Origin of the sequence: Chryseobacterium oranimense, assembly GCF_900129755.1 — a bacterium.
GTDB classification, from domain to species: Bacteria; Bacteroidota; Bacteroidia; order Flavobacteriales; family Weeksellaceae; genus Chryseobacterium; species Chryseobacterium oranimense.
The window spans coordinates 413255-425646 of the sequence record NZ_FQWT01000001.1 but is presented as its reverse complement, the minus strand read 5'-3'; the positions used below and the strand labels follow the sequence as shown (position 1 = coordinate 425646).

Annotated in this window: 14 protein-coding genes; 10 read left to right on the top strand and 4 right to left on the bottom strand. The window is 35.7% G+C overall.

Annotated elements, in window-relative coordinates:
• Window positions 1–24 precede the first annotated feature (24 nt).
• Together BUB03_RS01965 and BUB03_RS01960 are read right to left on the bottom strand one after the other, a co-directional pair.
• Window positions 25–1758, bottom strand: coding sequence for a cellulase family glycosylhydrolase (locus tag BUB03_RS01965; RefSeq protein WP_073059880.1), 1734 nt, complete (start codon window positions 1756–1758; stop codon window positions 25–27).
• A 246-nt stretch (window positions 1759–2004) separates the two neighbouring features.
• Window positions 2005–2967, bottom strand: a complete 963-nt coding sequence (locus tag BUB03_RS01960; protein WP_073059879.1) for a Gfo/Idh/MocA family protein — start codon at window positions 2965–2967, stop codon at window positions 2005–2007.
• 139 nt (window positions 2968–3106) lie between these two features.
• On the opposite strand from BUB03_RS01960, the gene BUB03_RS01955 reads away from it, so the two are divergent.
• The 7 genes from BUB03_RS01955 (at window position 3107) to BUB03_RS01925 (ending at window position 9063) form a co-directional block, all read left to right on the top strand.
• Window positions 3107–3757, top strand: coding sequence for a protein-L-isoaspartate(D-aspartate) O-methyltransferase (locus BUB03_RS01955; RefSeq protein WP_040994383.1), 651 nt, complete (start codon window positions 3107–3109; stop codon window positions 3755–3757).
• A 293-nt stretch (window positions 3758–4050) separates the two neighbouring features.
• The gene (locus BUB03_RS01950) at window positions 4051–4314 is read left to right on the top strand and encodes a hypothetical protein (protein WP_040994385.1); all 264 of its coding nucleotides are present in this window, start codon (window positions 4051–4053) and stop codon (window positions 4312–4314) included.
• Between the two features lie 83 nt (window positions 4315–4397).
• Window positions 4398–5381 (top strand): 2-hydroxyacid dehydrogenase, encoded by a 984-nt coding sequence (locus BUB03_RS01945; RefSeq protein WP_040995369.1) that lies wholly within the window; start codon window positions 4398–4400, stop codon window positions 5379–5381.
• 52 nt (window positions 5382–5433) lie between these two features.
• A complete protein-coding gene (locus BUB03_RS01940; RefSeq protein ID WP_040994387.1) occupies window positions 5434–5724 on the top strand; it encodes a hypothetical protein in 291 nt (96 codons plus the stop codon).
• 151 nt (window positions 5725–5875) lie between these two features.
• Window positions 5876–6313 (top strand): endonuclease domain-containing protein, encoded by a 438-nt coding sequence (locus BUB03_RS01935; RefSeq protein ID WP_073061263.1) that lies wholly within the window; start codon window positions 5876–5878, stop codon window positions 6311–6313.
• A gap of 232 nt (window positions 6314–6545) precedes the next feature.
• On the top strand, window positions 6546–8531 hold the full coding sequence (locus BUB03_RS01930; protein ID WP_073059877.1) for a urocanate hydratase: 1986 nt from the start codon (window positions 6546–6548) through the stop codon (window positions 8529–8531).
• A gap of 82 nt (window positions 8532–8613) precedes the next feature.
• Window positions 8614–9063: a hypothetical protein gene (locus BUB03_RS01925; RefSeq protein WP_073059875.1), complete on the top strand. Its 450-nt coding sequence runs from the start codon at window positions 8614–8616 to the stop codon at window positions 9061–9063.
• A 71-nt stretch (window positions 9064–9134) separates the two neighbouring features.
• Here BUB03_RS01925 and kwaB read toward each other — a convergent pair whose 3' ends face one another.
• Together kwaB and kwaA are read right to left on the bottom strand one after the other, a co-directional pair.
• Entirely contained in the window at window positions 9135–10106 is a 972-nt protein-coding gene (kwaB, locus tag BUB03_RS01920) for an anti-phage protein KwaB (protein WP_073059873.1), read from the bottom strand.
• Window positions 10099–10683 carry an anti-phage protein KwaA gene (gene kwaA / locus BUB03_RS01915; RefSeq protein ID WP_073059871.1) on the bottom strand — a complete coding sequence of 195 codons (585 nt, stop codon included), beginning with the start codon at window positions 10681–10683 and terminating at the stop codon, window positions 10099–10101. The genes kwaB and kwaA overlap by 8 nt, the downstream gene beginning before the upstream one ends.
• Before the next feature lie 11 nt (window positions 10684–10694).
• Between kwaA and BUB03_RS21625 the strand changes: the two genes are divergently transcribed.
• The 3 genes from BUB03_RS21625 (at window position 10695) to BUB03_RS01905 (ending at window position 12210) form a co-directional block, all read left to right on the top strand.
• The gene (locus tag BUB03_RS21625; RefSeq protein WP_139258741.1) at window positions 10695–10979 is read left to right on the top strand and encodes a hypothetical protein; all 285 of its coding nucleotides are present in this window, start codon (window positions 10695–10697) and stop codon (window positions 10977–10979) included.
• 114 nt (window positions 10980–11093) lie between these two features.
• Window positions 11094–11273: a bacteriocin-like protein gene (locus BUB03_RS01910; RefSeq protein ID WP_073059870.1), complete on the top strand. Its 180-nt coding sequence runs from the start codon at window positions 11094–11096 to the stop codon at window positions 11271–11273.
• 79 nt (window positions 11274–11352) lie between these two features.
• Entirely contained in the window at window positions 11353–12210 is an 858-nt protein-coding gene (locus BUB03_RS01905) for a GLPGLI family protein (RefSeq protein ID WP_073059868.1), read from the top strand.
• The last annotated feature ends 182 nt before the right edge of the window (window positions 12211–12392 follow it).

Sequence of the window (12392 nt, the reverse complement as noted above, 5' to 3'; positions counted from 1 at the left end):
AGGAGTTTTTAATTTAAAACATAATTACTGTTTTATATCAAAATAATTCAGATTAACACCATCATTTTCAAAAAATACTCTGATACGATTTTCTCCTTTCTGAAGACTGATTTTTTTTACAGAAACAGTTTTCCAGCTATCATTTCCACCACTCGATGATAACGATACATTTGCTAAAACTTTTCCGGAAGCTGTTTCAATTCTTATTCTGGAATCATTAACAGCTGTATATCGTATATCAAACGTATAATCCTGTTTTTCCTTTGCTTCAATAGTATACTGCAGCCATTCGCCTGTTTTTGTTTTTCCTACATAATATTTATTGGTGACTTTGTCATGGCACAGGTAAATATCTACGCCGTCATTTCTCATCTGCTGTCCGGAATTCCATTCTGACCTTTTCGCAGGATCACTTACCCAAAGGTTAATAAAATCCTTATCCAGATAAGCAGAACCCATTCTTCCCAAATCATAGTCTGAAGCAAATACCCTTCCCGGGACCAGATGTTTTCTGAATGGTTTTGTGGAATCATCCGTTACCTGCCTGAACATGGCGTCAATTACATCATTTTTAATTTCAACATTGCTGAATTTATAATTTTCAGCGATCTGCATCAGTGCTTTTGCTGCAAAATCTTCAGATGGTTTTTCACCTCCGTTTTTCCAATAGCTGAGAAGTTTTTCATATTCAGGAGTAATCTTTACATTGGTGATTCCTGCAATATTATCTATTTTTTTCATCGGCCAGAATGCATAGCCAATATTATGCTTATTGAGCAGCTGGATAAGTTCTGTAAACCATACATTCGAGTTTTCACCGGTTTCCCCGAGCCAGATCGGGATATTGTGCTTCTTTCTGAGGTCGAGAATAGACTGGATAGTTTCATCATTGTTATAATTCCAGTATTTATGAAAGCTGAATGCCATATTGTTGTCCCAAAGCGGAATCAGGCCGTTATAGTTATTACCCCATCCGTTGCCTTCTATAAAAATGATATGCTTTTTATCGGTTTCACGGATGGCGGCGGTAATATCTTTCTGCAGTTTCCATAACGGAGCATTTGACATTTCGTCGGTACCATTTGGATTTTTTCCGGTGAAGTTGATATTAGGTTCATTGATCAGATCATAGCCGCCGATCCACGGTTCATCTTTATATCGTTCCGCAAGTTTTTTCCATAAAGCAATGGTCTTTTTCTGGTTTTCAACGCTTTCCCACAGTGATGGTTTGGATTTATCATTATCTGAAATATTAACGTCATTTCCCTGTCCGCCGGGTGCTGCATGAAGATCCAGGATCAGATACATTTTGTTTGCCGCACACCATTTCAGAAGATCATCCGTCATTTTAAAACCTTCTTCCAGCCATGTATTTTCCCCTTTTACCGGTTCTTTTTCTATAGGCAAAGTGTACAGATTATAATGCATCGGCAGCCTTATGGAATTAAACCCGGATTTTGCCAGGAAATCTATATCCTCTCTGGTGATTCCGTTTTTAAGGTATGCTTTATAGAACTGTTTCATTCCGTTCTTACCGATCAGCTCACTGATTTTTTCTTTAATTTTATACTGAGGGCCCGCAAAATCTGCCGTTTTCAGCATATATCCTTCCTGAAGCATCCATCCTCCGAGGCCTAAACCTCTCAGCTGAATATTTTCACCTTTATCATTAACTATTTTCTGACCGTCAGTTTTTAACAATTGTGATGTCCCAAATTGAGACAATAAAAATGCGGATAACAGGATGGCTTTTTTCATAGGAAGTTATTTATTTAAATTATTGGAAAAAAATTAAAGAATTATGATATTAAGAAAGACAAATATATTTAAAAAATCCAGAAAAAATTAAAATTATGTAATGAAAATTGATTATTTGCAAAGCATCAAAAAACATGTTGTTAACTATTATATTGAAAATGTAAAAGTGCAGATAGGTCCTCAGGCTTAAATAAAAACAGACCGTCATTATTATGACAGTCTGCTTTTATGATATAAAGTAAATTTTTAAGAAATCAGTTTTACAATTTCCAGGGCAACTTTTAATGCTTCTGTCCCATCTTCCAGGGAAACTTCTACATTTTTATCGTCAGTGATGGCGTCTGCAAAAGAATTTAGTTCATCAAGAATTGCATTATTCGGCTGAATGTCAGGATATTCAAATAAAATCTGGTTCTTTTCCCCGTCAGCATTTTCTATGATCATATCGAATGGAGTAGGATTTTCAGGAGCATCTTTCATCCGGATCACTTCTGCTTTTTTCTCCAGGAAATCTACGGAAATATAGGCGTCTTTCTGGAAAAAGCGGCTTTTTCTCATCGCTTTCATCGAAATTCTGGAGGTGGTAAGATTCGCAACGCATCCATTCTCAAATTCAATCCTGGCATTGGCAATATCCGGAGTTTTGCTTACCACACATACACCGCTTGCATGAATGGTTTTAACCTTAGATTTTGCCATACTTAACAAAATATCCAGATCATGAATCATAAGATCCAGTACTACAGAAACATCCGTTCCTCTCGGATTGAACTCTGCCAGCCTGTGGATTTCGATAAACATAGGGTTCTTGATGTATTCCTTAGTGGCAATAAACGCAGGATTATATCTTTCAACATGCCCGACCTGGGCCTTTATTCCGTTTTCCTGGCACTTATGAAGGATTTCTTCTGCCTGCTCAAGCGTTTGGGTGACCGGCTTTTCAATGAAAAAATGAAGCCCTTTTTCAATAGCTTTTAATGCATAATCATAATGATAGACTGTGGGAGTCACAATATCCAGCATGTCGATCTGCTCAAGAAGTTCGTCAAAATTTTCAAAATATTTATATCCGAATTCAGCTTCTATTTTTTTTCCGTTTTCGGTATCCTTATCGTGGAAACCTACCAGTTCGTACTTATCTGACTGGTTAAGAAGCCGTAAATGAATCTTTCCCAGATGTCCGGCACCTACCAAACCTGCTTTTAACATAGATCTTTTTAATTTTTGTAAAGATAAGAATTTTAGGTATTAGGAAACACGTTGTCTATTTAGGTTGACCGGTATGGATAGTTTTTTTACTTTTGTAGGAACTACTATTCACAACCTAATAACTACTATCTTACTAATGATGCATGATTCGTTTGTACATAAAGGGAAAAGAAAGATCCTGGTCGAATATTTAAGGCGTAACATAGGAATCTCAGATGAAAATGTACTTTCGGCAATGAGTGAAGTCCCGAGACACCTGTTTATTGAAAGTATTTTTGAGGATTTTGCCTATGAAGACCGGGCATTTCCTATCTTATCGCACCAGACTATATCCCATCCTTCAACGGTGGCAGAACAGTCTGAACTGCTCCAGGTAAAACCGGGCGAAAAAGTACTGGAGATAGGAACAGGATGCGGATACCAGACAGCTGTTCTATTGGCCATGAAAGCATTGGTGTATACTGTAGAACGACAAAAGGACCTTTTTGATTTTTCAAAGAAAAAATTTCGGGAACTGCATTTAAATCCTAAGTTTCAGAGCTTCGGCGATGGTTTTGCCGGGCTTCCTACCTTTGCTCCTTTTGATAAGATTATCGTTACCTGCGGAGCTTCTGTACTGCCTACAGAATTATTGAAACAATTGAATGTAGGCGGAAAAATGGTAATTCCTTTGGGACCTGTTGATGAGCAGATTTTATACAGATTTACAAAAACAGCTCCTACTCAGTTCGAAAAGGAAGAATTTGGGGCTTATAAATTTGTTCCGATGCTGGGCGATACCAATCATTAACGGATATTTCCAACGGTAAAATACACAGATTTTATAATATACTTTTAACCATTAAGATTAGTGAAGGGTATAAGATTATTAAGAAAATCAAATGACCTTTATAAAATAAAGCTGGAAACTTAATAATCTTGGATACTTAAAAAAGAATCTTAATGGTTAATTTCTATTCATCATAGGTTGAAGCAGATCTCAAAAATTTAAAAGTTGATTTTTCTATTTTAATAAAAATTAAGACCTCTTCGGAATAATAATTGAATTCAATTTAAGACCTAATCACTTAAATTTTTATTATTATGGATACGAATAGATTTAAATCATCACACGATTTTAGTAATATTCAGAAAAATCTGCATAATAATCCCGGATATCATGCTGAAAGCTATACCCAGCAGGTAAAGGATTATATGAATGATATGAAAACTAAGAATCAGGAACCTACCAAGCAGGGCTTTATGGCTCATGCCCAGAAATCGGCAAAAGATGTATGGGAAGAAATTCAGGAGATGGCTTCAGAAGCCTGGGATAAAAGCCAGAACCATTCTAAAAAAGATCAATAATTTTTTAATACTTAAGTTAGAGAACCTCACTTTTAAAAGGAGTGAGGTTTTTATTTGAAAATTCAAAAGAAATCAGACAGATCATGAAAGTATTTGTAAACAGAAGAATTCCGGAAACGGGCATTCATATGCTGAAAGAAGCAGGGCTTGAAGTTTTTATTCCGGAACATGAGAATCTTTCTCATGAAGAATGGCTGATCTATTGCCAGAATCACGATGCCATTTTAAGTGTCGGTGGAGAATTTAGATACGATAAGGACTTTTTTGATCAGTGTCCCAGCATAAAAACAATTGCTTTATATTCCGTAGGTTTTGACCATGTGGATATTGAAGAAGCAAACCGCAGACATATTCCGGTAGGAAATACCCCGGATGTACTCAGTAAAGCCACTTCTGATGTTGCATTCCTGCTGATGCAGTCCGTAGCAAGAAGGGCAAGCTATAATTTCCAGAAAGTAAAAGACGGCAATTGGGGAGATTTTGATCCAATGCATGCCTTAGGACAGGAACTGTATGGAAAAACCTTGGGAATACTGGGGCTGGGAAGGATCGGATTTGAGATGGCTAAAAAATCACTGGCAGCTTTTGATATGAACATTATTTATCACAACCGACATCAGAATGAAGAAGCCGAAAAGGAGTTAAAAGCCACTTATGTTTCTTTTGAAGAACTTATTGAGCAATCGGATGTCTTAAGTATTCATGCGAATTTTACGCCAGATCAGAAAGATCTATTCAACGGTCCTGTTTTTGAAAAAATGAAAGATAACGCCATTTTCATCAATACGGCCAGAGGTGGTTTCCAAAACGAAAAAGACCTGTATGAGGCATTGATCTCAAAAAAGATCTGGGGAGCAGGCCTGGATGTTACCCATCCTGAACCTATGTCTAAAGAAAGCCCGCTTTTGGAGCTTTCCAACGTCTGTGTACTGCCTCATATAGGTTCCGCAACCATGGAAGCACGGACAGGAATGGCAAAGATGGCTGCTGAAAATATTATTGCCTTCTCTAAAGGAGATAAAATACCTTATTGTGCCAATCCTGAAGTATATTCTGAAAATTCTTAGCAGCTTGGAATTATTTTTGTTCCATACAGATTAACCCTAAATATAAAATATCATGACACCAGAAAACAATACCAATGAACAGAACAGAAAGTTAGAAGAAATGGATTACAATCCGAATGAAGATATATTCAATAAGGAACCCCATATTCCGCTTGACGGTGATGGAAATCCTATCCTCAACGAAGAGGATGACGATAAGATCGATAAAGGCCTCGATATTCCCGGAATAGAAGATGACGATGACATGGAGGAAATAGGCTCTGAGGATGAAGAAAACAACTATTGGAGCCTCAGTGATAACGATGATGACCACGAAGAGGAAAATGACGATGTCCTGACATAAATTTCAACAGATAATAAAGTGACCTTACTGATTTTCAGTGAGGTTTTTTATTTTTGAAAACTACCTGTATTCTGCAGAATATTATTCCCCTCCATTGGAGGGGTGGATTCGACTGAAAGGAGAAGACGGGGTGGTTAAAAAAACACAAACAATGAAAGAAATACTCACCCACATCAACGGGGTTCCCATCCATAGGAACTTTGTAGAAAACATACCTTATAATCCACACTTAAAAATCTTACTGAAACAAAAACGTAAGGCAGGAATTCTGGGTGAAGTTCTTTTCTGGAAAAAAGTGCGAGCCAGAACCTTCCACAATATAGATTTTGACAGACAGAGAATTATAGGAAACTATATTGTAGATTTTTACGTGAAAACTTTAGGATTGATTATTGAAATTGACGGCTCAAGCCATGATGAAAAGCAGATATATGATGGAATCCGGCAGGAATATCTGGAATCTTTAGGACTTACAATCTTCAGAATTACTGATTTTGATGTGAGGAAGAATATTGATGTTGTGATGAAGGATCTGGAGTGTTTTATTATTGAGCATTTCGGGACAACCCCGTCTTCCAAAATTCCATAAATTTTGAAATCCACCCCTCCGGAGGAGGGGAAACCTTTCCCCACACTACAAGTAAGGTTTCAGCCCGCATTTATACCCTGCAAATCATTTGCAAACAACCTGCTTTATTAACCATTTTAACTTTTTACCTTTTCCATGATTTCGCCCTTTCCTTTTACTTGCCTATATTTTCTAATTTGAATATCTTTAAAACTTTAAACATTCACTCTAAACATTGCACTTTAAATAGCATATGACATTTCAAGAACAGATACAGCAGGGGATTCCGGATCAGCTGCCACAGCCTAAACCTTATGAGACCAATATCAACCATGCGCCGAAACGTAAAGAAATCTTAGGAGAAGAAGAAAAAAAGCTTGCTCTGAAGAATGCCTTACGGTATTTCGAGCCTAAGTTTCATGCAGAATTGCTGCCTGAATTCAGGGAAGAGCTGGAGAAATACGGGAGAATCTATATGTACCGTTTCCGTCCGGATTATGAGATGAAAGCCAGACCTATTTCCGATTATCCGGGAAAATCTGAGCAGGCTAAAGCCATTATGCTGATGATCCAGAATAACCTGGATTATGCAGTGGCACAACATCCGCACGAGCTCATTACGTATGGAGGGAACGGCGCTGTGTTTTCAAACTGGGCCCAGTATCTTCTGACGATGAAATACCTGTCTGAAATGACAGATGAGCAGACTCTGACCATGTATTCAGGGCATCCGATGGGATTGTTCCCATCTCACAAAGATGCGCCGAGGGTTGTAGTAACAAACGGAATGATGATTCCCAATTATTCCAAGCCGGATGACTGGGAGAAATTCAATGCTTTGGGCGTTACACAGTATGGGCAGATGACGGCGGGAAGCTATATGTATATAGGGCCTCAGGGCATTGTTCACGGCACAACGATTACGGTTCTGAATGCTTTCAGAAAAATAAAAAAAGAGCCTAAAGGAGGTCTTTTTGTGACTTCGGGATTAGGAGGAATGAGTGGAGCACAGCCAAAAGCGGGAAATATTGCAGGCTGCGTTACCGTTTGTGCAGAAGTAAATCCTAAAATTACCAGAATCCGCCACGACCAGAAGTGGGTGAATGAAATTCATGAGAACCTTGATGAACTGGTAGAAAGAGTAAAAACAGCCCAGGAAAATAAAGAAACCGTTTCCCTGGCTTACCTCGGAAATATTGTTGAGGTTTGGGAAAAATTCGATGAACAGAATTTAAAAATCGATATAGGGTCAGACCAGACCTCGCTTCACAATCCGTGGGCGGGTGGTTATTATCCGGTTGGGCAAAGCTTTGAGGAATCGAACAGGATGATGGCTGAAGAGCCTGAATTATTCAAAGAAAAAGTTCAGGAAACTTTAAGAAGACATGCTGCGGCCATCAATAAGCATACCCAGAAAGGAACGTATTTCTTCGATTACGGAAATGCCTTTTTGCTGGAAGCTTCAAGAGCGGGAGCAGATGTAATGGCAGAAAATCCAAGCCTTGGAAGAGAATTCAAATATCCGAGCTATGTTCAGGATATTATGGGGCCTATGTGTTTCGATTACGGTTTCGGGCCGTTCCGTTGGGTGTGTACCAGCGGAAAGCCGGAAGATTTACAGAAAACGGATGATATTGCCTGTGCTGTTTTGGAGGAGATGGTGAAAAACTCGCCCGAAGAAATCCAGCAGCAGATGAAAGACAACATCCAGTGGATCAAAGGGGCGCAGGAAAACAAGCTGGTAGTAGGTTCACAGGCGAGAATCCTTTATGCCGATGCAGAGGGAAGAATGAAGATCGCCGAAGCGTTCAACAATGCTATTAAGAACGGGGAAATCGGGCCTGTGGTTCTGGGAAGAGATCATCATGATGTTTCCGGGACAGATTCGCCTTACAGGGAGACTTCCAATATCTATGACGGTTCAAGGTTTACTGCAGATATGGCCATCCATAATGTGATTGGTGACAGTTTCCGTGGCGCTACATGGGTATCTATCCATAACGGCGGCGGGGTAGGCTGGGGCGAAGTGATTAACGGTGGTTTCGGGATGCTGCTGGACGGAAGTGCAGAAGCCGACAGAAGACTGAAATCTATGCTTTTCTGGGACGTAAACAACGGAATTTCCAGAAGAAGTTGGGCCAGAAATGAAGGCGCTGTTTTCGCCATTAAAAGAGCAATGGAAGCAGAACCGAACCTGAAAGTAACGCTGCCGAATTTTGTGGATGAGGGTTTGTTTTAATTTAAACAAAAATTTATATCATAAAAGAACTTTGCTGTATTTGTATAGCAAAGTTCTTTTTATTTTTATAAAAATTTAAACCTTGAAATATTTGAAAAAATATAAAGCTTTAACTATTAAAAAGCAGTTTGTTTTAACATCAGAAGACCAAAAAGAGATTGGAAGAATTGTAGAGACGAATAAGTTTTTTTCTTCGGGATATTATATTATTTTGAATTCCAGAAGTTATGATATAAAGAACGTTGGATTTCTAAAGAACGATGCGGAACTTTACTATTCTAAAGGCGTTGTTTATTTTACAGATTTGCAAAAGGAGAGAATCATCAAATCCGGAGATGTTAGAATGTATCATTTCAAATTGGATAAAACCAACCAGTTATTTGAAAAAGGAGAGTTGCTAATAGAAATTAAGAAAGAGAATAACAATCTTTTTCATATTCAGGCTGATGATTCTGTGGATGATTTACTGATATTGTTTTTCCTACATTATTCGACACAAGAGTTTAATTATATTGGAGGTGATGGAGATTAGTATTTTATAGATGAAAGCTTGTTTTAAAACTTTTTAGATATGGAAAAACCTGCCTCCCGGCAGGTTTTTTTCTAAATTTCTTCGATAACATCATCTTCTTCAATTTCTATTCCATCTTTGGCTAAAGTATCATAATAAAGTTTAGTTAGTTCTGATGTTAATAAATCATCATTTAGTATTTTGATAAATAAATCTTTTGATACTCGTGTATCTAGATTAAATTGAGTTTCATCAGTATTTAGCCTAATTTTCTTCTTGGTTAAAGGATGTGATTTCGAAAACGCTATTATATCTGAGTTTGGAATATTTAGTCTTAGAACAGGTGAGCTTCTAGCAACCTTTGTAAGCTTACGTGCAAAAGTGACGTCATTTACTAATTCAGTAAGAGACTCTATATTTGCTACGATGTTTATTCTTTCAATTACTTCTAAGCTTGTTGTAGCTTCCCTAATTATTACATCATGAATCCCAAAACTTCTTTCAATAGATGGTAAATCTATTATTATAATTTTTTCATTTACACTGATAGCTTGAAATTTCGGTGAGATTCTAAGTAGTTCTTCATCAAATCTTTCTAATCTTTGATTAGATTTTCTTAAAAATGCTCCAGCTCTTCCAATAATTTCAATCGGAGAAATATTTTTAAATAAAGTAATCTCATTATTATTGTCAGCTAAAACAATAATTAATGATTTTATATCTGAAAACTTCGAATTTCTAAAATCAAAATTTGATAATTGATCATTGCCAACTACAGATTCGAGTAATTTAAGTTTTTCCGGTATTTCTAAATCATATTCGTAAAAAGTTTTACCTCTTTCGTCGGCTGTAGATAATGGTAAAACAAAGTAATCGTTTTTCTCTATAATCATATTGCTAATAGAATTAACAAATAATGTCTTAAATGAAGGTAAATCTTCTTCCTGAATATCTAATTTTTTCGGATCTTCATTTGCGTTAGTTAATGCATAAATTATTATTTGTAATTCACCTTGTGGATTTGATAAAAAATTTAGTGCGTTGTCTAATTGAGTTTTATTCATTGGATGTTATTTTTGATGCATAATAAATTCTTTCGTCAAGTTTATAATACTTTACTCTATCATTTATTGTTAGTTTGTTCTTTGTTATTAATATTCTTGATTTTCTCACTTGCCCATTTCTGAATTCTCCCTCTACTTTATATATTCGAAATTGAAGTATTGCTAATGTTGGATTTGCATAAAATAAATCAGTTCTTATATAGATTATACTTATAACTAATAATATTATTACAAAGACAATTATATAGCGCAGGTTTTCAAATTGAAAACACACTAAAGGAATAATGTAAGTGGTCAAAAATGTTAAATGCTCATAATCTATATTTTCAATTTCTGAAATTTTAAATGAAAGTTCCGGAGTACCTTTTGATTGATTATTAAAGTCGACAAAAGATATCAATCCAATAATTAGTGCTGCAACACAAAATAATGGAATAATATTATGAGTTATTAGATATTTGATTCCAACAAATTCAAAATCTTTTTTTAAATAACATGGTATATCACATGTTATAATGATAATCATAATAAATAATAGCCATAGTGAGAGAAAGAATAACCCAATTTTTCTAGACATATTTATATTTTATGTTCAAATATATCTCTGATGAAGTATATTTCCTTACGGTTTCCCATAATCTAAAAAAAATCGATTCCAAACACACTCTTTCACCTCCAAGAACTTTCTACAAACATCAAAAAGCATCCTGTTTACAACCTCCCCAACCCCTCCGGAACTCTAAACCACTAGCAAAACAAACCTCCCGACTTCTCCGGTGGTTCCAAACCCTATTGTTTGCCACTTCAGGAGATCTCCGGAAGTCTCCTGCAAGTTGCGGGAAACTTTCGTACAGCTCCGGAGATTTATTTTGAGGGCGTTTGTAAGTAAACAACTTTTTATAAATAAGCCAATTAACATAATAAAAAATATCTCTCTTAAATGAATTAATTATATATATTTAAAACTTAATTTTAAAAAATACATTTATGAAAAAAATGAAAAAAATGACTCGTGAGGACCTTAAAACTGTAAAAGGAGGTAAATTACCACAAACCTGGATAGCTGAAACCTGTTGTGGAGTGACTGCAACAACTACACAAGATTGGACAGCACAACAAGCTAATGAATGGCGTGATAAGGTTGAGGCAATTTATTGTAATTGTTAATTAATTATTTTCAACTAATGCACTTATGATGTACAAATTATTACATCATAAGTGTAATTTTTTTTAATTAAATTACCTTATGTACTATTCCAAAAAGTTATTTTTATTATCTCTATTGTTTTTTAGTGGGATATTTTTTTCTAAAACATATGATAATGATTCTCTGCGAGGAAGTTTTACTTATTTATTAAAAGCCAAATTAAATACCCACACACCCGACTATATTCATGAGGAACTTTTTTCGTTACTGATAGGTGATAATCATGCATTTTTTATTAGTTCTAAATCTCTTACAAGAGATTCGATAATAGAAAAATCCAGAGTAACAACAAATAATCCCGATGGAAGTATAACCCTGGGTCTTAAAAATGGAGTATCTATACCCAATACGAAATTTCCATATACAATTATACAAGCAAATCAAAATATACAGTACTTTCAATTAGTTGGTATGTCGGTACTCAGCTATAAAGAACAAATCATAGGTGATTGGAAACTTATGAATGAAACAAAAGTCATCAATACAATCAATTGTAAGAAAGCAGAAGTTACTTTTAAAGGTCGTAATTGGATAGCATGGTATTCTCCTGAAATTCCATTTCCTTATGGTCCGTATAAATTTAGTGGATTACCAGGACTAATTGTTAAAATAACAGATGATAAGGGAGATTTTGACTTTGAACTAGTAAAATCCATACCTGCATCTAAATTAAAAGGTAAATTTATTACCATTAAAAAAAGCAGATATACAGAAGCCATAGAAACGACACAACAAAAATTAGAGCAATCATTAAAAGTTTCTAGAGAAAATGCTGCTGCTATGCTAGCAAGTTATGGAACTACTATTATTAAAGGGCAGGAAGAATTACGACAAAGAGTAAAAGAAAGAGAAGAAGCTCTAAAATACGAAAACCCAATAGAATTAAATAAAGATTAGTAATTAGCTAGTCTTTTTTTCGTTTGTTGATATATTTAAACATCTTTGATGTTTTTGTGAAGCGTAATGCTTAATATTCTTAACCGCTTAAACCTTCTTAATGGTTCAAATAGCATAAAGTTTTAAAAAGATTATTTCCCACAGATTTCACAGGTTTACACAGATAATTACGTGTAATTTTC

Bases quoted from the DNA above. Each gene is read 5' to 3' on its own strand.
- BUB03_RS01965 (WP_073059880.1), bottom strand. From the start codon at position 1,758: ATGAAAAAAGCCATCCTGTTATCCGCATTTTTATTGTCTCAATTTGGG.
- BUB03_RS01960 (WP_073059879.1), bottom strand. From the start codon at position 2,967: ATGTTAAAAGCAGGTTTGGTAGGTGCCGGACATCTGGGAAAGATTCAT.
- BUB03_RS01955 (WP_040994383.1), top strand. From the start codon at position 3,107: ATGCATGATTCGTTTGTACATAAAGGGAAAAGAAAGATCCTGGTCGAA.
- BUB03_RS01950 (WP_040994385.1), top strand. From the start codon at position 4,051: ATGGATACGAATAGATTTAAATCATCACACGATTTTAGTAATATTCAG.
- BUB03_RS01945 (WP_040995369.1), top strand. From the start codon at position 4,398: ATGAAAGTATTTGTAAACAGAAGAATTCCGGAAACGGGCATTCATATG.
- BUB03_RS01940 (WP_040994387.1), top strand. From the start codon at position 5,434: ATGACACCAGAAAACAATACCAATGAACAGAACAGAAAGTTAGAAGAA.
- BUB03_RS01935 (WP_073061263.1), top strand. From the start codon at position 5,876: ATGAAAGAAATACTCACCCACATCAACGGGGTTCCCATCCATAGGAAC.
- BUB03_RS01930 (WP_073059877.1), top strand. From the start codon at position 6,546: ATGACATTTCAAGAACAGATACAGCAGGGGATTCCGGATCAGCTGCCA.
- kwaB (WP_073059873.1), bottom strand. From the start codon at position 10,106: ATGAATAAAACTCAATTAGACAACGCACTAAATTTTTTATCAAATCCA.
- kwaA (WP_073059871.1), bottom strand. From the start codon at position 10,683: ATGTCTAGAAAAATTGGGTTATTCTTTCTCTCACTATGGCTATTATTT.
- BUB03_RS21625 (WP_139258741.1), top strand. From the start codon at position 10,695: ATGTTCAAATATATCTCTGATGAAGTATATTTCCTTACGGTTTCCCAT.
- BUB03_RS01910 (WP_073059870.1), top strand. From the start codon at position 11,094: ATGAAAAAAATGAAAAAAATGACTCGTGAGGACCTTAAAACTGTAAAA.
- BUB03_RS01905 (WP_073059868.1), top strand. From the start codon at position 11,353: ATGTACTATTCCAAAAAGTTATTTTTATTATCTCTATTGTTTTTTAGT.